Origin of the sequence: Desulfosporosinus cupriresistens (assembly GCF_001707885.1) — a bacterium.
Classification (GTDB): domain Bacteria; phylum Bacillota; class Desulfitobacteriia; order Desulfitobacteriales; family Desulfitobacteriaceae; genus Desulfosporosinus.
Genome location: NZ_MASS01000015.1, coordinates 62,055 through 86,665, shown reverse-complemented (window position 1 = coordinate 86,665; position 24,611 = coordinate 62,055). Strand labels below are relative to the sequence as shown.

The following is a 24,611-nucleotide window of genomic DNA, read 5'->3' as shown; positions in this document are numbered from 1 at the left end:
ATTGCTACAAGCGGGTTTGAAAAATGCAATTATGGTTGATCGGGCAGGCATTCTTTGCACTGGTGAACGTTGGATGAATCCGGCTCAGGAAGAGATGGCAGAGCTAACAAACCATGCAAAGCTCAACGGTTCTTTAACTGATGCACTGGTAGGAACTGATGTCTTCATTGGGGTCTCTGCTCCGGGTGTCCTGAACGGGAAAATGATAGCCACCATGAATTCTGAGGCGATCATTTTTGCTATGGCAAATCCGACGCCGGAAATATTCCCTGAAGAAGCCTTAACAGCAGGAGCGGCGGTTGTTGGTACTGGTCGTTCTGACTATCCTAATCAGGTAAACAATGTCTTGGTTTTCCCAGGTATCTTTAGAGGCACATTAGATGTCCGTGCTAAAGACATCAATGAAGAAATGAAACTTGCTGCCGCCTATGCGATCGCGGGAATCATTTCTGATGAAGAGTTAAATGCTGAATATATCATTCCAGGGGTCTTCGACCCACGGGTAGCCCCTAAAGTTGCTGCCGCAGTTGCTCAAGCCGCTATCAAATCGGGAGTGGCCCGTATACATGGGAACCCCGAGGAGATCTTTGAAAAGACGAGTCTCTTAGCGAGCCGTTAATTCTGCTTTATTTTTATCAACGAAAAAGAAGAGCACAACCTAAAAGTAGTATGTAATATGGACCCTGTGTCAAGGACAATTTAGAAAAAGAGCCTAAAATAAGAATACCCTCATGTCATAAATGTGACGTGAGGGTATTCTTCTAAGTATTTTTCTAAGTATTTTTCTAAGTATTCTTCTAAATTTTTATAGGATACTCACCAGAGCGCCAACACTACATATTTCTCCAAGACGGTGCCAACCTTGCAGCTTCCAAGACATACTCGAATTTTTCACGTTCAACTGGTTTATCCCAAAACAGGACGGTGCACATGCAATGTGCCGTCCACCTAGCGCTCATCTTTCCATTTTCCGTTCCCCCGACCCAAGCCCAGGACGCAGTATGACACGAGCACGAGGTCTTTACGTTAGCAGACCAGCAAACTTCCGTTAAAGCGACCGACCCCAGTACGGGGTAGTCCTCAGATGCTTCGCAATCAAAATCCTCTGAATTTGATTTGTGCCTTCATAAATTTGCGTGATCTTGGCATCCCTCATATAACGCTCAACCTTGTATTCCTTACAGTAGCCATACCCACCAAAAATTTGCACTGCATCCGTCGTCACCTTAACGGCAGTATCACTGGCATGCATCTTGGCCATCGAGGCCTCCTTGCTATAAGGAAGACCGGCCATTCTGAGAGAGGCGGCCTGATAAACTAGTAGTTTTGATGCTTCAATTTGGGTGGCCATATCTGCAAGCATGAATTGAATCCCTTGGAAGTTGCCAATGGGTTGTTTAAACTGTACCCTTTCCTGTGAATAGGCAAGTGCTGCTTCAAGAGCTGCTTCAGCTATCCCCAAAGCCTGTGCCCCAATCCCGATCCGTCCAGCGTCCAGAAGAAACATGGCAACTTTGAAACCTTGCCCTTCTTCTCCTAATAAATTCTCGACAGGCACACGAGCATCTTCAAAAATCAACTCACACGTTGCCGAGCCATGGAGACCCATTTTCTCTTCCCGTTTCCCAATTTTAAATCCCGGCGTATCCTTATCAACGAGGAAAGCGGAAACCCCATGTGCCCCTCTGTTGCGATCTGTAGAAGCCATGACCAAATAGATGTCCGCATAACCCGCATTCGAGATGAAACGCTTTTTGCCATTTAAGATATAATATTCCCCATCACGCCTTGCAGTTGTTTGCAAGCTAGACGCATCCGAACCAGCGTTAGCCTCAGTCAAAGCAAATGCCCCGATAAATTCTCCTCCGACGAGCTTGGTCAGATATTTCTGTTTTTGCTCCTCAGTCCCGAAGTAAAGAATCGGGAAACTTTCCACAGACGTATGGACCGTAATAACAGCCGTAGAAGCGCAACCTTTGGCGATTTCTTCAATAGCCAAGATATAAGATAAGAAATCAGCACCCATCCCCCCATATTCCTTTGGGATAGAAATACCCATCAATCCAAGCTTTCCCATCTTGCGGATGGTCTCTAAAGGAAACTCATGTGTCTCATCAGTGATCACTGCTTGAGGAATGATTTCCTTTTGAACAAAATCGCGTACCATTTTCTGCATCTTTAATTGGTCGTGGTTAAACTGAAAGTCCATACCTCGCCATCCCTTCTGCCTATATTCTCCGTAAACCTCATGCAGGAGTGAATACCCCTCTGAGCTGCCCCTATTTCAAAACACATAAGAACAAGAACATATGTCAAATATTTTCTTCTATACTTATCAAACTATTCTCGCTTATTTAACAAAAATCCTTCCTAATGTTCCAACTATTCTGTAATACTCCCTGAAGTACAGAATTTTACAAGTTCCAATCATCCTGTTCGATTCATAGTCGCCAGGCGGTACTTTGGTCGAGGCGCAAGAGGAGACAGTCTTTGCCTGCACATTCGTTGCAAACAATAACCGCCTCCGTCCTATACGAGCCCACCCATTCATTATTAATTCCGAACTTACTTTCAGACGGTGCACATGAAATGTGCCGTCTCTCCAACATTCCCCGTTCCCCAAGTGGAGATTATCGCCGTAGGCGGTTCTTTAAAAGAATACTATCGCCGAAGGATGAACCCCGCTCCCCAAAGCCGGGAGCTTTCACGGTTAGTTTGCTCTGCGTCGTAAGACCGAGCGCTGTGTCATACAAGTCCCTCTATTCCTCCCACCAAGGTTTTGCTGCCTTCTCTTTGTTCTCACTCGCATTTTTCAAACTCGTCCTGTTTGTCTCAAAAAATTTGCTCCTAACTACATCACTCTTAACCAAGTCGTTCCTAACCAAGTCGTCCCTAAACACTTCATCCCTAAACACTTCATCCCTAAACACTTCATCCCTAACCGGCTCCGGCTCCCAATCGATCAATGCTTCGGAATCCCCTGCTCCTAAGCATGGCAATCTATCATCATCCTTCTGATCCCAAGACCACTCAACATCCGAACTCTCTTCTGTATCCCACTTCGATCCACGAGTTCCCTGGAGTTTTCTTTCCGATCTCTCAGCCCAAAATGAATTCGACGCAGTTTCTCTTTCTTGGAAGCTTTCCTCCGGGCCCCAATCGAACTCACTACTGACATGATCGTCCGAGCCATAGCCCGCATAAGAAGGCTTAAAATACGATTGACGCCGTTTTCCTGACCAAGTGCCTGAAACTACTCCTTTAGCACCTCCGGCCCCAACTGCACCTGCTATCAACCCAATAATTGCACCTTCACCAAGGACTTGGATAAAGCCCCAGAGTCGGATCGGTAAAAATAGAGCCAGCAAAAGCGTCCCCACTGCAACATAGCCAATTCCGGTAGCCCCACCCATCCACCACAAACCGCTTTCTTTAGCTGAACGATATCCGCCTACAAGACAACTTGCCAAGAGCCCAATATCCAACAGAAGCGAAGTGCTTAGGCCTCCCAGACCCATAGCACCCCATACTATTCCTGCAAATAGAGTTAAGACCGTAACCATCAAGGCCGCAGTGATTCCTTTTAAGAGCCATGTACCCATTGCTATTCCCTTCCTTTTTCTAAATTCAATAACTCCGAACGCTCAAGTTATTGTGATTTTCTAAACTCTATCTATAAATACGTTGAACCTGTCCAATACATTCCGCATTATGCCAACATTATCCATTACCACTCTCGTTCTTCGGGAATATATTGTAGCATGACACGTGAAAGGGAGGAGTCCTAATGGATTATGTACGATATATTGTGCAAGCAGGTGATACCATTTTTAAAATCGCCAAAGCTTATCATGTCGAAATGGGAGAAATCATTCAACTCAATCATTTAAAGCATCCTGATCGCATTTATGCTGGTCAAGTTCTATTACTTCCTGTCCTGGAGACTCATGAACCGAGTCCCGAGGAAATTCCCGAACCGAACTTTACATATGCCCTGTGGCTCTACGAGGCTTATGCAGGAACGGATTCGGAATTAACCGCCATCACAACCTACCTTTATCAAGCTGTACTGCTTGACCGCCCGGAGTTCGATGCCTTATTACGGCCCATTGCTTATGACGAAATCCGGCATCTCGAAAAATTAGCCTTAGCTTTACGCCTTCTAGGGGTCGACCCCAGGTACGGTTCATTAAGTAGTGGCCATTGGGTCGATTGGCGTGCCCGTTTTATCAACTATACCAGTGAACTTTGTGCACTTCTTGACCTGAACATCGAGGACGAGGCCAAAGCACATCGGGAATATCTTGAACTGGCCCAAAAAATACCCATTCCAGAAATTCAATGTATTCTGATGGAAATAGCAGCCGATGAGGAACGTCATTACCATCTGTTCTGTCAAGCAAAGCAGCAATATTGTAGCGAATGCGCCCCCTGCCCAGCTCCGCCGCCTTGTTCTCCACCACCCATCTATACTCCGCTTGATGAGCACCCAGAAATACCGGGACCGCATGATGGAGGAAAAGGTTGAAAATTTCTTCTTTCCAGTTGGCGTTCATTCCGTTATACTAGAAATTGCGTAATCCACTGTGCCATCTTAACAGGGGTCGGAGCTCGGATGTCTCAGGCTAGAGGTCAGATGATATCATCTATCAGTAAAATCTGTTAAACTTCTGAAAGGCCATTGCGTATCCTACGCAATGGCCTTTCTTTTTATTTCCTTCCTTATTAATTTTACTAGTTATACATTAAGAACAGTAGGAGTGATTTGATGAAGCTAAACAAAAGCCGCTGGGCTGATTTTTCATTACTTTTAGTCGCCTTAGTTTGGGGATCGACCTTTGTCATCGTCAAATGGGCAATTGAGGATCTGCCCCCGTTTCCATTTCTAGCGATTCGCTTCGCCCTCGCCTTTATTAGCCTCTTGCCCTTTCTCTGGTTTCAAAAAACACATATCTCCACCAAAGAACTACTTAAAGGAGTACCCTTGGGGGTCTTTCTGTTCTCCGGGTACGCCTGGCAAACAGTCGGCCTGCAATATACGACCGCGTCCAACGCCGGTTTTATAACGGGACTTTCCATCGTCATTGTCCCGACACTAGTCACTATAACGACACGCAAGCTGCCGCATCCCAGTCTATTCCTAGGTATCCTGAGCGCTCTAGTAGGCTTGGCCTTGCTCTCCTTAGGTGATCATTTTCAGCTCAACAAGGGTGACCTCATGGTTCTTGTCTGTGCTTTAAGCTTTGCCCTCCATATTTTCTTTGTCGGGCGTTATGCCCCTCAGACAAATGCCACCGTTTTAGCCAGTGTCCAAATCCTTACCGTGAGCATTTTAAGTGGTATTTTCTCACTAATTTTACCTCAACCAGCAATTCACTTCACCTCAACTGCCTGGCTGGCCTTATTAGTGACTGCCGTTCCCGCGACCTCACTCGCTTTCTTTGTTCAAACCAAAATGCAGCAATTCACCACTTCAACCCATACTGCCCTCATTTTTTCTATGGAACCCGCATTTTCCGCAGTCACCGCCTTTTTCCTCGCCGGTGAAGTATTTACGCTGAAAGGACTGACTGGTGCAGGATTGGTTCTAGGGGGCATGTTAATCGCCGAGTTTACTGGATCGGGAAACGAAACACCGTCAAAATGAAAAACAAGTAAAAGGCTCCTCCTATCAAGAGACTGGTCGGAAAAATTACACCTTTGCGTCGAAGAGATAAGTACGGAATCATTGCAGCTCCTAAAGCAAGAAACGCACTCCACAATGCCAAGGCATCCAATTTCCATGGTGTAAGAGCAATGCCGATCGCTGGAATCACAGAACTCTGAAATACCATGGCTCCGGTCAAGTTTCCCATGGCCAGTGTGTCCTTGCCACGGCGAATCCAAAGGACACTATTAAACTTCTCTGGTAACTCTGTGGCAATCGGAGTAATAATTAAAGAGAGCACAAAGACCGGTATTCCAATTGACACTGCGATAGGCTGCACTGCGTTAACAAAACCCCGTGCTCCAAAAACAATGGCAATTAAGGCCAAAGCGATTTGCACTAAAATCATGACCAGCGACGGATTGTTGGTCCGTGTTGCCACATAAAGCGGAGCCAAATCTTCCTGCTTATGTCCCCCTTTACTCGCGCGTAAGGTAAGGAAGACATAAATTGCATAAGCAGCGAGAAGCGCTAATGCCGCTCCATTCTTAAGCAGTTGACTGGGCAAAAAAGACGCCAGAATGGCCATTGTATAAACAAACAAGAAAAACCCTAAGTCACGTTGAACGACTTTAGCATCCAACTGAAGGGGCAGATTTCTCCGCCGGAACAAGAGTGCCGTGAACCCTGTGATAAAAAAGGCAAGTGTTGCCAACATAAACGGCGCACCCAGAATAGCCCCGATGCCAATATCTGATCCTTCTGGGCCCACTCCCCCACTCAAAAAGGCCATAATAGGAACCATCGTTTCAGGTAAAGCCGTTCCGACAGCAGCAAGAATACTTCCAACAGCTCCGGCCCCTAACATGAGCTTTTGCCCCAACCATTCAATCCCATTGGTAAACGCTTCTGCCCCTATCAAAATGATACCTAAACTCACAATAAGTAAGCCTATATCTCTCAAACGTTTCTCTCCCTTCCTCTCGCAGATCACCTTAGACTTCCCTCTAGTTCCCCGCTCACTCTAAATATACGAGAGAGCTATTTTTTTATGTATGAAACTAGAACTCTTGAGTCAAGTTTGATTATGCTCGTTCAAAGAAGGTTCGCTTTTGTAAGCGCGAAGTTCCAGGCTGAGAGACGACGAGTTCAGAGGGGACAACGGGACTCTTTTTAGACGCAAGTGGAGACGGTTCACATGGAATGTGCCGTCTCCACAATTTTCTTAACAGTCTCTCGACCCAAGCACATCACACGCCTCATGATGGCGTGGACTTACTCCCATTTCGAACTCCTTTTTATACGAAGATACTACTACTTGATAAACTTCATTTAAGAACGATGATGATGGCGTAAAAGACTTGTATGGTGTCCCATTAAAAAACAGCCTTACTCTAAGGCAATATACCTTAAAGCAAGGCCACGATATTAAAAAATAATTTGCGCTTGACACTTTGTAATATTGGACCATGCCAGCCAATTGGAAAACCCTTACCGTATGCTTTTCTTATTTAGTATTTCCAGCGAACCTTGCTCCCATTGCAAAGGCTTTTTCACAATCCTTGGGAAATTCTTCTTTCCGCCTCTTGGCTTTATGAGCTTCATCGAACCCTGTCACAACATATTTAGAATAATCGTTAAACTGATAAGTGTCGGTAACATACAGCACTTCAGGACCCTCAGGGGCTCCAATAATACGCCCAATCATATTTTCGGTTCCCTTCAGAACAGGAATGTAGCCCCATTCTTGCATCGTTTTCTCATCTAAATTCATGGTGTAAATAAAGCCCACCGGTATCTTCTTCTTAAACAGGGAAGAATAGTTTTTATCATACACTAGGTACGGGAATGTCATCCGTTCCATGAATGACCTCATCTCACCCGTAACATTTCCGAAATAGATAGGCGAACCAAGGATAATCGCATCAGCATTATCAATTTTCTCTAGAATTGAGGTCAGGTCATCCTTAACCGCACATTTTCCGTAACTTTTTCCATCTTTCAATTTACAGGCAAAACAGCTAATACATCCTTTGAAATTGAGATCATAAAGATGGACGAGCTCAGTCTTAGCTCCTTGCGCAGCTGCACCCTCTAGTGCTTTATTTAATAAAGTTGCAGTATTCTCATTTTTTCTTGGGCTTCCATTAATAGCTAATACGTTCATAACTACCTCCCCATTGCATTCGTCGTTTGAAATGTTCTACTTGAGTATATATGACTTCATAGCAAAAGGTAAGTATGTACTTTTATGTAAGGTACTATGCAAAAGGAAAGTGCTATAGCAATGGAGTAACCACAAATGTAATTGCAAGCAGCATAAAGGAAACTTCAAAACTTCCGCCCTATGTTTCTCAATTCTTTCATAAGACGGTGCACATAAAATGTGCCGTCTCCCACGTTCCGTTCCTCGGACCCCAGCCCAGGACGCAGTGTGACACGAGCACGAGGTCTTTTCGTAAGCAGAACAGCAAACTTCCGTTTAAGCAACCGCCCCCCCAAAGACGGGGCAGCGCACAAGGTCCCTTCTCGCCGTCCTGCAAGAAGGTTAATACGTGCGAAGACCGTGTCTTCGGGCCAGCGGATGTGCGCTGCCGCCAATGCGCCAAGGATGGCGCTTTTGGCACGATAGTCTCCAGTGGAGATTATCGCCGTCGGCGGTTCTTTAAAAGAATACTATCGCCGAAGGATGAACCCCGCTCCCCATAGCCAGGAGCTTGAACGGTTAGTTTGCTCTGCGTCGTGAGCACCGAGCACTGTGTCACACAAGTCCCCTCACGCAAGTCCCAAAATCTCCTCAAATGCCTCGTGCAATTCTTTTACCCCAACGCCTGATTCAGCTGAAAAAGGAAGGATCAGTGAGACATCTGGAATATCTAACGCCTTGGCGATAACATTCAAATGTTTAAGCCACTGCCCACGTGCAATTTTGTCTACTTTGGTTGCCACAACCATGGTTGGAACTTCCTTCGAGCGTAACCACTGCTGCATTTCAATATCTTCGGTACTCGGCGCATGGCGGATATCTACGATTTGAATCACCGCCCGCAGCGACTCCCGCTTCTTAAGATACGTCTCCATCATCGGGCCCCATTGTGCATTTACCGTTTTGGCGACTTTGGCATAGCCATAACCTGGTAAATCGACAAGAAACCAAGCATCATTGACACTGTAGAAATTTAAAGTTTGCGTTTTTCCAGGTGTATTCCCAGTTCGCGCAAGGTTACGGCGCCCTAGAAATTTGTTAATTAGCGAAGATTTACCCACATTTGACCGCCCAGCCATCGCGATCTCTGGTAACCCACCGACAGGGTACTGTTCGTATTTTACAGCAGACGCAACATATTCTGCTTTCCGTATAACTATCAAGGTTTCACCATCTTTCTAGAAATTAGAGAGGAAAAGTCATTGACGCGATTCCACTAAAGCGCTCTCTAAGCTAAGAAACTTCCTCTGGGCTTTGGGGCGACGGGACTTGGAACGAAAAGTGAAAGGCACCATTTGCGCCTTGACGCAAATTCGCCTTGGCCTTTGCATAAAAAACGGATAGACAGATGCCCTGATACTGGGCATCTGTCTAATTAATTCATAACCCAACGCCATGCAACCGGTCGAAGGTGCAATGTAGCCTCTTCTTAATCGTTCATCCGCGCTTACGACTTCCACACAGGCGCTTCCTCTGGTCTTGAATCTGTAACTGGTATTCCTTCTTTAGTATAGACGGAATGTCCCGGAACTGAAACATCCTCTCCGGGAACTTCATCCGAATGGGCCAGCGGCAAGAGAGCAAGTTTGAGCACGTCTTCAATCCGACTGACAAAGTGGAATTCCAGCAATTTACGAACATTCTCCGGCACATCTTCCAGATCCTTGCGATTTTCCTCTGGAAGGAGCACGACTTTACTTCCAGCCCGATGAGCTGCCAAGACTTTTTCTTTTACGCCACCGATGGGCAAAACGTTGCCACGCAAGGTTATTTCACCAGTCATGGCGAGATCTGCGCGCACTGCTCGCTTGGACAGGGCGGAGGCCATCGCCGTTGCCATGGTTACTCCAGCGGAAGGACCATCTTTAGGAATAGCGCCTTCCGGGACATGAATGTGAAGGTCTGTGCGATCATAAAAGTCTTCTTCTATTCCCAGTTCAAGAGCATAGGCGCGAATAAAGGTCCAAGCCGCTTGGGCGGATTCTTTCATCACATCTCCCAATTGGCCAGTTAGCGTCAGTCTTCCTTTTCCTGGCAACGGTGTTACCTCAACGGTTAAGACCACTCCGCCGACTTCCGTGAACGCCAATCCCGTTACAGCGCCGATTTCAGGAGCCTTCGCCGCTACTTGGAAGTGATAACGAGGCGCACCCAGCGCTTTCTCAAGATCTTCAATTGTCAAAGTATGCGGTTCCCATTCCTTTTTCACCCAGAGGATGGCTATTTTACGACAAAGATTAGCCACCTCCCGTTCGAGGCTCCGTACTCCCGATTCTCGCGTATATCCCTGAACCAGCTTGAGAAGAACCTCGTCATCCATGGTTACGACATCTGGTTTAAGTCCATGTGATTCCATCTGCTTTGGTACGAGGTAACGCTTAGCAATATTAACCTTCTCATCTTCTGTATACCCGCTGAGGGTGATGACCTCCATCCGATCCAAGAGCGGACGAGGAATCGTGTGCAGTGTATTAGCGGTCAACACGAAAAGCGTTTGCGATAGATCAAAAGGAACTTCCATGTAATGATCCGTAAAGGTGCTATTTTGTTCCGGATCTAGAACCTCTAGTAAGGCGGAAGCGGGATCCCCCCGGAAATCTGACGTCATCTTATCTATCTCATCCAGAAGAAAAACTGAATTGCGTGTCCCTGCCGTCCGAACCCCCTGAATAATCCGTCCGGGTAATGCCCCGATATATGTGCGGCGATGCCCTCTGATCTCAGCCTCATCTCGTAACCCGCCCAAGGACATACGTACGAATTTGCGATCTAATGACCGGGCAATGGATTTAGCTAAGGATGTTTTGCCAACTCCCGGCGGACCTACTAAACATAGAATCGGACTTTTCATTTTGGGGGTCAGTTTGCGAATCGCCAAAAACTCCAGAATCCGTTCCTTGATTTTCTCTAAACCGTAGTGATCCTCGTTTAAAATATCTTCAGCCTTTTGTAAGTCAATCTTATCCTTCGATGCCTTTCCCCAAGGAAGGGCGAGAATCCAGTCTAGATAAGTACGCACAACCGTACCCTCAGCTGAGGAGGGAGGCATTTTTTCAAGGCGTTCAATTTCTTTGAGTGCTTTTTGCTCAACCTCTTTAGGGCACTTAGCTTTAGCTACTTTTTCTCGGTATTCCTCTGCCTCAACCAGACGCTCATCTTTATCCCCAAGTTCTTTCTGGATGGCTTTCATTTGTTCCCGTAAATAGTATTCCTTTTGTGCTTTATCCATTTGCTTGCGTACTCGTTGACCAATCCGTCGTTCCAATTCCATGATCTCGATTTCACGCATTATAAGTTCTGTCAAACGTTCCAAACGCGCCTCAATCACCATAGCTTCCAGAATCGTTTGCTTATCGGGCACTTTAAGGTTAAGGTGGGAAGCCACGATATCGGCTAATTGGCCTGGTTCCTCCACCGCTAAAACCGTTCCTAAGGTTTCTACAGGGACGCGTTTACTAAGTTTGGCATACTCTTCAAACTGATGAGTCATGCCGCGAATTAATGTTTCTAATTCCGTCGTAAGGGCTCTCTTTTCCTCAGACAATTCTTCGACGCGTACCTTGAAATACTTGTCTTTCTCTAAGAATTCGAGTACCCGCCCCCGCGAAATACCTTCAACCAAGACACGCATGGTGCCTCCGGGAAGTTTTAAGAGTTGCTTGATTTCTGCTACCGTACCCATGGAATACAGATCGTCTGGGTTTGGTGAATCAATCTCTGTCTCCTTTTGGGAAGCCAAAAGAATAATTCGATCACTGAGCATGGCCTCCTCAATGGCAGCCATGGAGCGTTCTCTACCTACATCCAGATGAATGACCATGTACGGGAAAACTAAAATTCCACGTAACGGGAGTAACGGTAATTCACGTTCTTTTGTCACTAATATCCCCCCTATTGAAAAAATAAACGAGAATCAGTCGTACACCAAACCATTATTCGCAAAAAAGACACACTAGAGCTAGTGTGCCAAACTTATCTTGAACTATTCTAACATGTTTTGCCCCGTTCAGGCAAATTCAGGGCTACGTTGTTTACGACTTTGTTAAGAGCTAAATCCAGGCAATTTAAAACTTCTTCAATTGGGGGACGAATCTCGGTTTTTTCAAGTTTAATATCTGAGGCAATGGATAATTCTAAAACTTGAGAGAGTTCTTCGACTGGTATAACTTCGATCTCTCCGTTTAATTCCGCAAAGCGTTCCTGCCAGTTTTCTTTAGGTATCAGTACCCTTTGGCATCCGGCCTGCTTCGCTGCTTCAATCTTAGCTGCCACACCACCCACGGGTTTGACACGTCCTCTAATAGAAAGTTCCCCAGTCATAGCTATGTAATTATCCACCTTTTGCTGGCGAATTGCAGAGACGATTGCCGTTGCAATAGCAATCCCGGCGGATGGTCCATCGACAGGCCCGCCGCCTGGAAAATTCACGTGCAGGTCGAAGTTCCGAGGTTCGATTCCCATTTGCCGCCTTAGAACGGTCAAGACATTTTCCACAGAACTGCGGGCCATGCTCTTACGGCGTGTTTTCTTGCCTTCACTCCCTTGTTCTTCTTCCTCGACGATTCCTGTCACCAATAGCACACCTGTGCCCGAAGCTACAGGCAGGGCAGTTACTTCCAACTCTAGAAGCATTCCCATATTGGGTCCGTATACGGCCAGACCATTAACTACTCCCATGCTGGCTTCGGTCGGTATTTTTCTATCGGGTCGCGGCACATATTGCCCGGTTGCGACGACCCATTCGACAATATCCACGTCGACCTGCGTTAACTGATCCGTTAAAGCCACTCCGGCTGCTAACTGGACCATATTAACGGCCTCGCGGCCATTAGCGGCAAACTGTTTGATGACCTCAATCGCAGCCGGGGTAATGGGCATTTCCATCTTTGCCGCGGCCACTTGAGCGATTTCTGCGATTTCATCGGGAAGCAAGCCTCGAAAGTAGACCTCCATGCAGCGGGAACGAATCGCTGGCGGAATTTCTTCTGGACTGCGTGTCGTTGCCCCCACAAGGCGAAAATCTGCGGGCAGGCCGTTTTGAAAAATATCATGAATGTGTTGAGGAATATTGGGATCTTCAGAACTATAATAGGCACTTTCAAGAATTACTTTGCGATCCTCTAAAACCTTTAAAAGTTTGTTAATTTGAATTGGATGAAGTTCACCAATTTCATCAATAAATAGCAGCCCGCCATGTGCTTTGGTAACTGCCCCTTGTTTTGGTTGAGGAATTCCCGCTAAGCCCATGGCTCCGGCCCCTTGGTATATCGGATCATGCACTGAACCAATCAAAGGATCGGCGATCCCTCGCTCATCAAAGCGGGCAGTTGCTCCATCAATTTCAGTGAAGTGAGCGTTTTCCTTAAATGGAGACAGAAAATTCTTTTTAGCTTCTTCTAAGATTAACCGGGCTGCAGCAGTTTTACCCACACCAGGAGCTCCATAGATCAGCACATGTTGTGGGTTCGGACCACATAAAGCAGCTCGCAATGCTTTGATTCCCTCTTTTTGCCCGATAATCTCATCAAAATGAACCGGACGTGTTTTTTCGGACAAAGGAGTCGTTAAAGCAATTCTTCGCATAGTTTGTAACTTTTCAAGTTCCTTACGTGACTCTCGTTCAATCGAGACCTTATTTCCCTGTTGAGTCTTGAGCATACCCCAAAAATAGAGCCCGATAACAACGGCGAAAACCAACTGGACAACCATGACTATTCCACTCAGACCATTCATCATGTACTCATTTCCTCCCTGCAATATCTCTTGTGTTAGTATTGCCACAAGGTGGAAAATAAAACATCGAAATGGCAAAGTACAATAAAAACACCAGAGTAACTCAACAGCTACTCCGGTGTTTTATATTTTTAGGACACTTATTTAGATGAAGTCCAACTAAACTCAAACCTCGCCTAAGCAGATTCTTCCTTCTTGTTGCCTTTTTTGACTTTATCCGTCATAACGAGCAACGGTTCTTCTTTCTTCAAGACTACCTCATGAGTAATGACACATTTCATGACATCATTGCGTGAAGGTAGGTCGTACATTACATTGAGCATGAGCTCCTCGACAATAGCCCTCAGACCGCGTGCTCCGGTATTCCGGCGAATCGCTTCCGTAGCAATCGCGGCGAGTGCCGCCTCTTTAAACTCCAAGGTTACACCGTCAAGCTCCATCAACTTTTGATATTGCTTAACCAGGGCATTCTTGGGTTCGGTTAAGATACGAACCAACGCTGCTTCATCCAATGCCTCAAGGGTTACAATTACGGGCAGACGTCCAACAAACTCAGGGATTAGCCCAAATTTTTGCAGGTCTGACGGTAAAATTTCTTTCAGAACTTCGCCGATCTTCCGATCCGCTTTGTTTTGAATGTTGGCGCCGAAACCCATGGTCTTTTGTCCCGATCGGTTTTGAATAATTTTTTCAATTCCGTCAAAGGCTCCGCCGACAATAAACAAGATGTTGGTGGTATCCAACTGGATAAATTCCTGATGAGGATGCTTACGACCACCTTGCGGGGGCACACTAGCAACTGTCCCTTCAAGAATCTTCAACAAGGCCTGCTGAACCCCTTCTCCAGATACATCACGTGTAATGGAAGGGTTTTCAGACTTACGAGCGATCTTATCGATTTCGTCGATATATACAATACCTTTTTCCGCTTTTTCGACATCATAATCAGCTGCTTGAATCAATTTGAGTAGGATATTCTCTACGTCCTCGCCAACATAACCCGCTTCTGTGAGTGAAGTGGCATCCGCAATAGCAAAGGGAACATTAAGAACTTTAGCTAGAGTCGAGGCCAACAAAGTCTTTCCTGAACCTGTGGGTCCCAGCATAACGATGTTTGACTTTTGCAATTCAACATCATCAATTTTCATGCCCAGGTTGATCCGTTTGTAATGGTTGTATACTGCGACAGAAAGTGACTTCTTCGCTTGTTCTTGACCAATAACATATTGATCAATAATTGCCCGAATTTCTTTCGGTTTCAGTATATCCCCGATTTCAACACCCAAGTCGTCAGTTAACTCTTCTTCAATAATCTCGTTGCAGAGTTCAATACATTCATCACAAATGTAAACGCCTGGACCGGCAACCAACTTCTTGACTTGCTCCTGAGTCTTACCGCAAAATGAACACTTTAGTTGATTTTTGTCGTCAGTGTACTTTGCCATCCTCTCACCTCTATACCTCAGAATTTCCCTCACGCCGTTGTCTTATGCGTTCTGCTCTACTAAAAAGTTGACTGTCTTCTCACTAATCAAACTTTGTTTATAGAACCCGAGCTCCCCACGCGCAATGAGGGACTGTTTGAGCAATTGGGCATCTTGTTTATATTGCTCACCAAGTTTTTGAATCTCTTCGTTTACTTCGTCTTCCGTGACCCCAATTCCTTCTGCTTTGGCAACAGCTTCTAAAACTAAATCGGTTTTGACACTTTCCACGGCTTGAGGACGTAGGCGTTCCTTCATAACTTCCTCAGTCGAATTAGTATACATGAAATACTGTTCAAGTGTCATGCCCTGCTGAGCGATATTGCGACTTAAGTCATCCACCATTACTTTAATTCTTTCAGTAACCATCACTTCAGGAATTTCGACGCTAGCATTGTCAACTACTTTAGAGACGACCGTCTTAAGTTGATTCGTTTTGGCCAGTGATTCACTATGCATCAATAATTTATTCCGCAAATCGGCTTTCAATTCATCCAGTGTCTCAAATTCACTGACATCTTTGGCAAATTCATCATCGAGCACCGACAATTCTTTGCGTTGGATTTTCTTAATGTCTGTTTTAAAGACTGCTTCTTGCCCTGCCAGCTCTGCACTATGATATTCAGCGGGGAAGGTAACGTTGACATCAACATGTTGTCCAAGTTCAGCTCCGATTAAACCTTCTTCAAAACCTGGAATAAAGGTACCCGAACCAATAACTAATTCATAACCTGCTGCTTTGCCGCCTACAAAAGGGACACCATCTTTTAAGCCTTCAAAGTCAATGGTAACGGTATCCTCGTTTTCCACTGTACCAGTTTCAAGCGTTATAAGGCGAGCATGTTGTTGTTGTTTGTTTTTCAGTTCTTCCATAACTTGCTCTTCCGTTACGCTAGCTGCATCTTGTTCAATGTGAAGACCTTTATATTCTCCCAATTCGACTTCAGGCTTAACCATGACTTTCGCTTTGAAAACGAGGTCCTTGCCCTCTTCGATTTGTACCAAGTCTACTTCAGGACGATCCACTGGCTCGATGCCACTTTCGACAACAGCATCAGCATAAGCAGGTCCAATCAATTGATCCAATGCTTCATCATAAAGGGCTTCCTTCCCTAGATGAAGTTCAACCATACGGCGGGGTGCTTTACCTTTACGAAACCCTGGAACATTAACTTTCTTCGCTAAATTCTTCGCAGCTTGGTTTACAGCAACGACAAATTTTTCCGCTTCAACGGTCACTTCTAAAGCGACAATATTCTTTTCTGTTTTTTCAACTGTAACTGACATATATTCTCCCCCTTAAAACACTATTTACTCTATGTGCAAGGCAGCTGCGGGACACTTCGATAGTCTTACCGATTTTTTAAGACTACAAACCCCTACTTAAGCCAAATACATCAAAGAAACTCGCTGTACCAAATCGTATAATAACCTAAAATCTACCTAAAGGGGGAACATTTCGTTCCCCCTTTTACGAGTCAACGTTTTAATTTACAACGTTTAGCACTAAATCTAACAAATTTACTAGCCAATTATACCAGACTTATTCTCCGTAATCAAATTCAAAAATCCGCTCAAGCTTCTCTTTACTGATCCACACCAACATTGTCTTGTTCCCAAGTCGCTCATTATTGCGATTTTTTCCTGCAGGGTGATAAACACGCATAATCATTTTCTGTAGCCAAACAATCCCTCGGTTTCTCAGGGTATCCGGTAAATCCTGTACTTTAAACCCAAATCGTTTAACCCCCCGATGAAATAACGTTTGGGCTACAAAAACCTTTATGTTGTCATAAGTCCGCTCTTGAACCACATAACGAGCCAAACCCGGCAAAGATTCACGGACTTGGTGCATGACTTTGAGTGCAGTCTGCTGCATATCACCCTTTGCTTGCAACCGAATATTATCCAAATGGATTTCAGCCACCAGGTCCCCTTTTTCAGCTAATAGTTGCCCATCCTCAGCATACAGCTTCGGCCCATCATACATACTCTTTTCTAAACGAAAAATATTGACGGCATCAATTCGTTCAACACCGTGTCTCTTCGCATAGTAATGCTCCCACTTTTCCCAGACTCGAAACGTTAATCTTTTCCCTAGCTTCCAATCTGGAAATTCCAAAGGAACAAGGGGCAGCTTCAGTTCCTGAACTATCTGTTTACACAACCGCTCCAAGGCTAAGATAGAGTTTTTTCGAGCACCGAATTCCCCGCCGCTGTCATGCAGAACTACAATCGTTCCTTCATTAGTATTCTTTAGAATTCGCTTTGTGATTTCTTCCGGTGTGCGCCGTGCTTCCCAGTCGTGTCCTTCGGCATTCCAGGACACTGCTCGCATCTTGTGCCGCTTAAGCCACCACCATGTCATAAGATTAAAGGTCCCCCAAGGTGGGCGCATCCATGTTATTTTATCCTCCAAAAGCCGTTCTACAATACGGACGCTTTCCGTCCATTCCCTAGAAGTTTTCCAAGGAGAGGCAAACCAAGCATAGCGGTGGTTAAGCGAGTGCACCCCGATTTGATGTCCTTCATCTTTGATCTGCCGAATGAGTTCCGGAAACTCTTTGGCCTTTTCCGCAACCACAAAAAACGTAGCACATACCTGATGCTTTCTTAAAACCTCGAGAACCTGTGGGGTAAATTCCGGATCGGGCCCATCATCAAAGGTCAGAGCAACGCCCGGACTAAATTGACGTTTCCAACTCCCGATTCCTAAGCGGTGCAGAAGCAAATCGGGAATGACTGTATATAAAGCCAGTAACCCCAGAACGAAACTCAAAAGCACATATCCCAAGCTCATGCTTTTCTCCTCATATTCATATTCGTAGCACCACAGAGTCAACAGCACTTTTGTAAAGAGAACACCTGACCCTAACCAATCCTTTGTGTGTTCTGAGACTTCTCTAGCAGCTGCAACATGCCCTCAACGGCATGTTCCGCTGCCCGACCAGTCACGGCTTTTGCAGCTGCTCGGCGCATCCATTCTAGATCCTGCGGATGTTGCAGAAGGGAGAAGATTATGTTTTCCAATTCTTCTTCATTCTTGGCCACCCGACCAGCTCCGATCCCTTCTAGATAAATCGCGTTTTCTTCTTCCTGGCCGGGTATAGGCTTGAATATGACCAAAGGCACCCGTTTGGTCAACGCCTCAGCAACTGTTAAGCCACCGGCCTTCGTAATAATCATATCCGCAGCACTCATTAATTCCTCGACATTCTTGACAAATCCAAATCGAGCGACTGGATTTCTCCCTTCCTCCAGCACAGAATCGAGAGCTTTATATAGTTTTTCGTCTCGTCCACAAACGATAATACTTTGCACGGGGACAGTCGTCTCGGCTAGTATCTTACAGATCCATTTTGCCCCACCCAAAACGCCATAAGCTCCCCCCATGATTAGAACCGTTGGAAGATGAGGTTTTAACTCTAATTTATTTAAGATTTCCTGGTGATCCAATTGCCATTCAAACTTCGGGCTCACTGGAATCCCCGTAACTATAATCGCATTAGGCTTAATCCCTCGGGACACCAACCCGTTGTAAACACTCTGACACCCTACAATATATAGGTCAACTCCTGGGTGAATCCATTGACTGTGTACTGCGTAATCTGTCACGATAGTAACTAGAGGGACATTTAAAATCCCTTTTAGCCTCTGTTGCGCCAAAACTCCCGCTACCGTCGGATAAGTACAAATTACGAGATCTGGTTGTAACGCTTGAATAAATTTCACAAACTCACGTCGTCCCAAACCGTTTAAAAAGCGTTGGAATAAGGAATCCGGGGGAATTTTGGACGTTCGGTAGTAAAACTTGCCCCATAATTTTGGTGTATGCTTGATTAGCTCAATGTAGGTACTCTTAATAACGGAATTGAACGTCTTACTAAGGAATGCCCCAAAATCCAAATGCGTAATTTCTACGTTCGGCCTCTGGGCACGTAACGCTTCAATAATTGCTTCAGCCGCTCGCACATGACCGGCGCCAAACGACGCCGAAAAGATCAACACACTCAATTGTTCCACGTACAAACCTCCTTAATTAGAAATTCTGCCCCCTAAAGAGTAAAAGATACCTCCCGTCTAAAGCAATGCCACGGCCATTTTCATAAATCTAGGTGTTTTCTATGCGTTTACTATGGCCTATATTTTCTTCTAACACTCAATTTAATCTTAATGGTAGTGGTGCTATTTGACGACTATTATAGCGCGAAATAAGTAATTCACCAAATATTAGGGAATAACTCTCATCATTTGGGGGAAAATAACTTTCACTGAAGTTGTTTAATTTTTTGCTGAACGAAAAGTTATACTTTCTGACTAATCTAATAAAGGAGAACGTACATGATCATTGTTGTGATCAGAACAATAATTCTATATACGCTGGTCATCGTTGCCCTTCGTCTTATGGGAAAAAGAGAAATTGGTCAATTACAGCCGTTCGAACTGGTCGTTATTCTCATGATCTCTGACCTTGCTGTTATACCGAGTGAGAATGTTGGCATCCCACTCCTCAGTGGTATCGTTCCTATCCTAGTTCTTCTCTTAGCAAGTGTAACTTTGGCTTGGGTTACCCTAAAAAGTGAGAAAGCAAGATCTATTGTTTGTGGTACACCAAGTATCTTGATCGAACGCGGCAAAATCTTAGAGGCAGAGCTGAAAAAAAATCGTTATAACCTTACCGATTTGTTGGAAGAGCTGCGCATCAAAAACATTCCGAACATCGCTGATGTCGAGTTTGCTGTTCTAGAAACCAACGGACAACTGAGCGTTTTTCCCAAATCACAGAAGAGGCCAACAAACCCTGAAGATTTCCATATAACAACCAAGTACGAAGGATTACCTCTAACCATTATTATGGATGGTAAACTTAATAGTAAGAGCCTACAGCAGGCCAACAAAGACCTTAACTGGTTAACAGGGGAACTCAAAAAGCAATCAATTGATAAAGTCGAAAATGTCCTCATAGCAAGCCTTGATTCTTCCGGGACACTCTTTGTGCAAGCAAAGCAATGATTTAATAATTAAACATAGAACCATATTATGGAGAGTGAGGTGAAACCCGATGCGCACTGTTTATATCATTGTCATCATTGTCATCTTACTATTAGGAGGATCCTTAATATCCTATCGGTATCTTCAGTCAACAACCCAAACTTTGGGGGTTGAGCTTGAGTCAGTCGAAAAATCTATCTCTACAGAGAAATGGGAGATAGCTGAAAAGGATCTAAACACAACCCTAGAATGCTGGGATAAAAATAAAATCTTGTGGACTGTTCTCCTCGATCATCAAGAAATCGACGCCATAGACATCGGCATAAACCGTTTAGACAAATTCATTAAAACACAGAATATTTCCCTTTCCCTTGGCGAAGTGTCGTCCTTGAAGCTTCGGCTCGATCATATTGCGGATACAGAGAAGCTCAATTTGCAAAACATCCTATAAATTCCGTAGTCGGATGCTTTAAATGTTAAAACCACATTTTTTGATCATCCTGTTAGCTGTCTACCTCTTTTCCTTTACGATGCGCCACATAATTTAAGACGAGGATAGATGCCAAACAAAACAAATAAGCAAGTACAAACTTCAAAACCGCACCTACTTTCTTCCGCTAATTTGGAATTCAGTATAGTACCTTCCATCTTCTCTTAGTAATATCCTTAATGACACATTCTAGCGGTACCTTCGTCCCATGCTTCGTTTATTACAGTATTTAACGAAAGATATACAATTAAACATTAGGGCGGATAGAAACAAAGATATAAACGCTCCTTTTGCGGTTTCCTAACCCCGATTTCCTACGCAAAAAAAGTCTGGAAATTAAAAAGAACCATGCAAAATAGCATGGCCAAGAAATAAAAATTTTGTGCATCATCCACTCTAATGGGTAAGGCACAAAATCGTTTAAATTCAGATATGGTGCGGGAGACAGGACTTGAACCTGCACGGTTGCCCGCTGGAACCTAAATCCAGTGCGTCTGCCAGTTCCGCCACTCCCGCAATAATTGTAGCACCGAAAAACATAATATCACACTTTTCCCGATATTACAAGCTATTATTTTTTATTGGCTGGGGTGGCTGGATTCGAACCAACGAATGCCAGAGTCAAAGTCTGGTGCCTTACCGCTTGGCGACACCCCAACATCGGAATATGTGCGACCCAATTAATATAACCACAAAACAATTTAATTATTATCTTCTTTTTGGTTATGAAAAATGCCTCTTAGCTCATGCTCTGTAGTAGCCAAAAATATTCTACGATTAAGATCAGCAAATCAATTCCAACCAAAGCCAATAGATTTTTGAACCAGTCCTGAGGGTATTGCCAGTAATAATAAAGGATATTAAACACAACAAGGAAAGCTGAACAGATGCCCCAACGGGTATAAAGTCCCATATCCTGCGAAAATAAATGAACGAACCATAAGACAGGGAAGAAAATAAATACGCTCATAAAGGTGATCATTGTGTATCCAATTAAGCGGCGCAGATCATTATCATCCGGCTTAGCTTTGCTCACCATTCTCCACCTCATCCTCTGTCAGGTTCTTATATTATTATATCATGTTTTCTTCCTTTGGAGATAAAGATAAAGGAAACTACTATATTTTTCACATCCCCACTTTTGCTTCTATATCATCAAAACACAAGCGTCCTCACTCCACTTTAATAGTGAAATGAGGACGCTTATTGATTGTTATAACCACTTGAAATTTTGGAGACTGAGTTTTCACACATCCCCTACTTTATTTTTACGTTCGTAAAATCCTATTATTTAATTATCTCGGTTATTCTCTGCTTTGTCCCCGTTGTTTTTCTCATTTTCTGCCCGTTCGCTCCGATCCGCTGTATCACGCTCAGATGATCGAGTAACGCTTGGTGCTGTTTGTGATTTAACTGAAGCAGCAGTCACATGAGTAAGCGCTTGAGTCTGGGGAGATTGGTTTTGTATTACTTTATGAGACTTCTCTTGATTTTCAATCTTTTCTTGCTCTGATTTGGAGTTTTCGACAACCTTTTGATCGTCATTATCTTCTTGCTCTTGGTCTTCAATATGAATCTTGCCCTTTTGATTTAGAGACTTTTTAAAGTTTTCCAAAGCAACTTTGGCCTGCTTTTTCAAGATTTCATTATCCGTTGCTGGTGTAGTTGTTGACGTAGTTGTTGACGTAGTTGTTGACATAGTCTCATCGGTGACCTTTGCATCTTGCTTTTGTATCTTTTGAACAGCCTTGTCCATGGAACGTACCACATTGAGCGCCAGTTTTTGAGCAGCTTGGGCAGGAAGTTTATCGAGCAAATTACTCAAAACTTGAATGTTGTTTGAATTAACATTTACAAGGGCTTTAGCAAGACTCTCAGCTGTATCAGAGGTAGGATCTTTAACTTGCTCGAGGAAATCCTGCGCTTTGGTGATTTTGTCCGTGTACTCATTTAAGCAGTTCTGGGCTGCTTCAGGATCTTGGGCCTTCATCAACTTCTGGGCCTCTGCCAATTTTGCCAGAGCATGTCGTTCATTTAATTCAGCCTTATGTGCCGGGTCAAAAGTCAAAGCCAGCTCGAGTTTTTCGATTAAATCGGTGATCCAATTACTAGGAGACACTGTATTACCATTAGCGTCAACTACAGGCGTCACATTAGTTTTTGCTGTGGAGATTGCCGCTGCTCGGTTTGTTACCCTTTGTTCGAAGGCTACTTTTGCGGTCACATCTGCTACTGCAGCTACTGCTTTATCCGCTACTGCTTTTAAATCTTCCGCTTTAGTTACCTGGGCTAGTGTATTTAATGGCCCAGTTTCATAGGCTGACACTGCTGCTTCTGCCTGAAGTACAGTCGTTGCTATGGCAATTTTTGCAGCACGGTTAGTTACCCTTTCTTCGAAAGCTGTTCTTGCAGTCACATCGTCTAATTCCGCTACTGCTTTATCCGCTGCTACTTTTAAACTATTAGCTTTAGCTATTTTTGCTAACGTAGTTATTGGCGCAGCTTCATATGCTGCTACTGCGTCCTCTGCCTGAAGCACGGATGCCGTTGTATCCGTAGTATCAGTTACCGATGCCGTTGTAGTTGGGATTGCCGTATCCGCCAAAGTTAGTGATGTACTAAGAGGGAGTGTCAAGAGGGCAACTGTTATGGCGACTGCGATTTTTTTCTTCATGTTTTCATTTCTCCTCTTTCTTTGATTAGTTTTTTTGATTAACATAATGCCTGTGTTTTTTTAACAAAGACTCTTCGGGCTTTTTCTTACTTTCAGAAAGTATAAACTTACGTTATATACTTTCTAAGCATAAGTGCAACTAAGGTGGTCGCCTTCGCCAAGACTGCAAGAAGGCGCTAATACGTGCGAAGACAGTGTCTGCAAGAAGGGTTAATACGTGCGAAGACAGTGTCTTCGTGGGCGCCAGCCAAGTTTTCTTTATACCCTTTACAGAATAACTTTACGAGCCCCAGAAACTTTTTGAGGGGGTCTTGGTAAATTTGCAGCCTACTTATATTTGCTCTATACTTCAGTTTTGACGTCCTCAGGTTTAAAGAAACTTGGCTGGCGCCCGGTATATAACGTAAGTTCATACTTTCTGAAAGTACAAGAAAAAAATCCTTCCCTAACCATTCTTGGAGAGAATGATCGGGAAGGATTACTTAATTTAATTTGTCATTGATTGAGGTTAACACTATTTTACGTGTCGTTTATTGAGAATGTATCCTGTGCCCCAGAATATGATTAGCGCAACAATACCCAAAACCAGCCAAATCCAGGTTTCGCGAGCAACGCCCAAAAATACGAGTGCAGTTCCAACATAATAAGGAATCATCGATAGAGCGGCAGTCCATAGGTAAGTCCAGAGTTTCATTGAGGGCATTGCGCCAGCTATGTAATTTACGGCAAACGCTGGGATAGGCAGTAAGCGGGCTACCAATAATCCCAGTGACCCTTTTCCCTTGATCCAATTATCTACAGTATTAAAACGTTCCGGGGAAATTAGCCGTTTCATCAGCATTTGCCCATAGACACGCACAATAATAAAGATTGCCAAGGCACTAAGTGTTGAACCCAACCACGCGAAAAAGATGCCTTCATAGATACCGTAGATCTTGAGGTATAAAACCACCAATCCCTCAGATGGGATTGGGGTCATGCAAATAGCCGCCATCAAGAAGATAGCAAAAACAACACCCCACAGTCCCCATGCCCGGATAAACACAGAAATCTCGTTACGTCTATCAAAGTAGAAAAACGCTGCAATAAGTAAGACGAAGGTAGTGATAAGTACTCCCGTCCAAGCGTACTTGCTTATATTTCGTTTGGCCTCAATAATCCCAGTCATCGGTCATTCTCCCCTTTTAATTAGCTGATTAAGGAACCTGTAGTGTATCGTCCCCCAAGTTACGTTTGGTTATTTATTAATGATCTTATTATAACCTATACTCGATTAAACCGTACCTGAGGTTCAATGTTAAGAAAAAGCAGAACGATTAAAAATAGAGGCTGCTAAGCAGCACCCAGTTGATGCTCTGCGGTATGAGTAAGTTAGAAAGCATCTT

At 44.4% G+C, this 24,611-nt stretch carries 23 protein-coding genes and 2 tRNA genes; 5 read left to right on the top strand and 20 right to left on the bottom strand.

Annotated features, from left to right (window positions below; all coding sequences use genetic code 11):
* Positions 1-619: NAD-dependent malic enzyme (locus DSBG_RS08450; RefSeq protein WP_282434206.1), on the top strand; the 619-nt coding region annotated here is incomplete at its 5' end.
* 429 nt (positions 620-1,048) lie between these two features.
* Here the strand turns inward: DSBG_RS08450 and DSBG_RS08445 are convergent.
* From DSBG_RS08445 to DSBG_RS08440, 3 genes are all read right to left on the bottom strand, one after another.
* Positions 1,049-2,209: an acyl-CoA dehydrogenase gene (locus tag DSBG_RS08445; protein ID WP_068963702.1), complete on the bottom strand. Its 1,161-nt coding sequence runs from the start codon at positions 2,207-2,209 to the stop codon at positions 1,049-1,051.
* Positions 2,210-2,630: 421 nt separating this feature from the next.
* The gene (locus DSBG_RS24010) at positions 2,631-2,753 is read right to left on the bottom strand and encodes a hypothetical protein (RefSeq protein WP_282434205.1); all 123 of its coding nucleotides are present in this window, start codon (positions 2,751-2,753) and stop codon (positions 2,631-2,633) included.
* 6 nt (positions 2,754-2,759) lie between these two features.
* Complete coding sequence (locus DSBG_RS08440; RefSeq protein ID WP_068963701.1) at positions 2,760-3,602, bottom strand: TIGR04086 family membrane protein; 843 nt, start codon at positions 3,600-3,602, stop codon at positions 2,760-2,762.
* 185 nt (positions 3,603-3,787) lie between these two features.
* On the opposite strand from DSBG_RS08440, the gene DSBG_RS08435 reads away from it, so the two are divergent.
* Together DSBG_RS08435 and DSBG_RS08430 are read left to right on the top strand one after the other, a co-directional pair.
* Positions 3,788-4,528 carry a LysM peptidoglycan-binding domain-containing protein gene (locus DSBG_RS08435; RefSeq protein WP_068963700.1) on the top strand — a complete coding sequence of 247 codons (741 nt, stop codon included), beginning with the start codon at positions 3,788-3,790 and terminating at the stop codon, positions 4,526-4,528.
* 240 nt (positions 4,529-4,768) lie between these two features.
* Entirely contained in the window at positions 4,769-5,647 is an 879-nt protein-coding gene (locus tag DSBG_RS08430) for a DMT family transporter (RefSeq protein WP_068963699.1), read from the top strand.
* Here DSBG_RS08430 and DSBG_RS08425 read toward each other — a convergent pair.
* The 12 genes from DSBG_RS08425 to DSBG_RS08375 form a co-directional block, all read right to left on the bottom strand.
* The gene (locus tag DSBG_RS08425; protein ID WP_068963711.1) at positions 5,613-6,611 is read right to left on the bottom strand and encodes a sodium:calcium antiporter; all 999 of its coding nucleotides are present in this window, start codon (positions 6,609-6,611) and stop codon (positions 5,613-5,615) included. The two genes, DSBG_RS08430 and DSBG_RS08425, sit on opposite strands and share 35 nt — an antisense overlap.
* Before the next feature lie 543 nt (positions 6,612-7,154).
* Positions 7,155-7,814, bottom strand: coding sequence for a flavodoxin family protein (locus tag DSBG_RS08420; RefSeq protein ID WP_068963698.1), 660 nt, complete (start codon positions 7,812-7,814; stop codon positions 7,155-7,157).
* A 164-nt stretch (positions 7,815-7,978) separates the two neighbouring features.
* Complete coding sequence (locus DSBG_RS08415; protein ID WP_068963697.1) at positions 7,979-8,248, bottom strand: hypothetical protein; 270 nt, start codon at positions 8,246-8,248, stop codon at positions 7,979-7,981.
* Positions 8,249-8,292: 44 nt separating this feature from the next.
* A complete protein-coding gene (locus DSBG_RS23015; RefSeq protein WP_176716226.1) occupies positions 8,293-8,430 on the bottom strand; it encodes a hypothetical protein in 138 nt (45 codons plus the stop codon).
* Entirely contained in the window at positions 8,423-9,016 is a 594-nt protein-coding gene (gene yihA / locus DSBG_RS08410) for a ribosome biogenesis GTP-binding protein YihA/YsxC (protein WP_068963696.1), read from the bottom strand. Before yihA ends, DSBG_RS23015 begins: the two co-directional genes overlap by 8 nt.
* 36 nt (positions 9,017-9,052) lie before the next feature.
* On the bottom strand, positions 9,053-9,313 hold the full coding sequence (locus tag DSBG_RS08405; RefSeq protein WP_068963695.1) for a hypothetical protein: 261 nt from the start codon (positions 9,311-9,313) through the stop codon (positions 9,053-9,055).
* On the bottom strand, positions 9,301-11,733 hold the full coding sequence (lon, locus tag DSBG_RS08400) for an endopeptidase La (protein ID WP_068963694.1): 2,433 nt from the start codon (positions 11,731-11,733) through the stop codon (positions 9,301-9,303). Before lon ends, DSBG_RS08405 begins: the two co-directional genes overlap by 13 nt.
* 107 nt (positions 11,734-11,840) lie before the next feature.
* Positions 11,841-13,586 (bottom strand): ATP-dependent protease LonB, encoded by a 1,746-nt coding sequence (gene lonB / locus DSBG_RS08395; protein ID WP_068963710.1) that lies wholly within the window; start codon positions 13,584-13,586, stop codon positions 11,841-11,843.
* A gap of 176 nt (positions 13,587-13,762) precedes the next feature.
* A complete protein-coding gene (gene clpX, locus DSBG_RS08390; protein WP_068963693.1) occupies positions 13,763-15,031 on the bottom strand; it encodes an ATP-dependent Clp protease ATP-binding subunit ClpX in 1,269 nt (422 codons plus the stop codon).
* Positions 15,032-15,073: 42 nt separating this feature from the next.
* Positions 15,074-16,357: a trigger factor gene (tig, locus tag DSBG_RS08385; protein ID WP_068963692.1), complete on the bottom strand. Its 1,284-nt coding sequence runs from the start codon at positions 16,355-16,357 to the stop codon at positions 15,074-15,076.
* Between the two features lie 256 nt (positions 16,358-16,613).
* Positions 16,614-17,870 carry a polysaccharide deacetylase family protein gene (locus tag DSBG_RS08380; protein ID WP_068963691.1) on the bottom strand — a complete coding sequence of 419 codons (1,257 nt, stop codon included), beginning with the start codon at positions 17,868-17,870 and terminating at the stop codon, positions 16,614-16,616.
* A 71-nt stretch (positions 17,871-17,941) separates the two neighbouring features.
* A complete protein-coding gene (locus DSBG_RS08375) occupies positions 17,942-19,093 on the bottom strand; it encodes an MGDG synthase family glycosyltransferase (RefSeq protein ID WP_068963690.1) in 1,152 nt (383 codons plus the stop codon).
* A 318-nt stretch (positions 19,094-19,411) separates the two neighbouring features.
* Between DSBG_RS08375 and DSBG_RS08370 the strand changes: the two genes are divergently transcribed.
* On the top strand, positions 19,412-20,083 hold the full coding sequence (locus tag DSBG_RS08370; protein WP_068963689.1) for a DUF421 domain-containing protein: 672 nt from the start codon (positions 19,412-19,414) through the stop codon (positions 20,081-20,083).
* 49 nt (positions 20,084-20,132) lie between these two features.
* Positions 20,133-20,513: a DUF4363 family protein gene (locus DSBG_RS08365; protein WP_068963688.1), complete on the top strand. Its 381-nt coding sequence runs from the start codon at positions 20,133-20,135 to the stop codon at positions 20,511-20,513.
* A gap of 472 nt (positions 20,514-20,985) precedes the next feature.
* Here the strand turns inward: DSBG_RS08365 and DSBG_RS08360 are convergent.
* The 5 genes from DSBG_RS08360 to DSBG_RS08340 form a co-directional block, all read right to left on the bottom strand.
* A tRNA-Leu gene (locus DSBG_RS08360) sits at positions 20,986-21,068 on the bottom strand.
* Between the two features lie 66 nt (positions 21,069-21,134).
* Positions 21,135-21,209 (bottom strand) — tRNA-Gln (locus tag DSBG_RS08355).
* An 82-nt stretch (positions 21,210-21,291) separates the two neighbouring features.
* On the bottom strand, positions 21,292-21,603 hold the full coding sequence (locus tag DSBG_RS08350; RefSeq protein WP_242877487.1) for a hypothetical protein: 312 nt from the start codon (positions 21,601-21,603) through the stop codon (positions 21,292-21,294).
* Between the two features lie 240 nt (positions 21,604-21,843).
* The gene (locus DSBG_RS08345) at positions 21,844-23,226 is read right to left on the bottom strand and encodes a DUF5667 domain-containing protein (RefSeq protein WP_068963687.1); all 1,383 of its coding nucleotides are present in this window, start codon (positions 23,224-23,226) and stop codon (positions 21,844-21,846) included.
* Positions 23,227-23,740: 514 nt separating this feature from the next.
* Positions 23,741-24,394, bottom strand: a complete 654-nt coding sequence (locus DSBG_RS08340) for a TVP38/TMEM64 family protein (protein WP_068963686.1) — start codon at positions 24,392-24,394, stop codon at positions 23,741-23,743.
* Positions 24,395-24,611 lie beyond the last annotated feature (217 nt).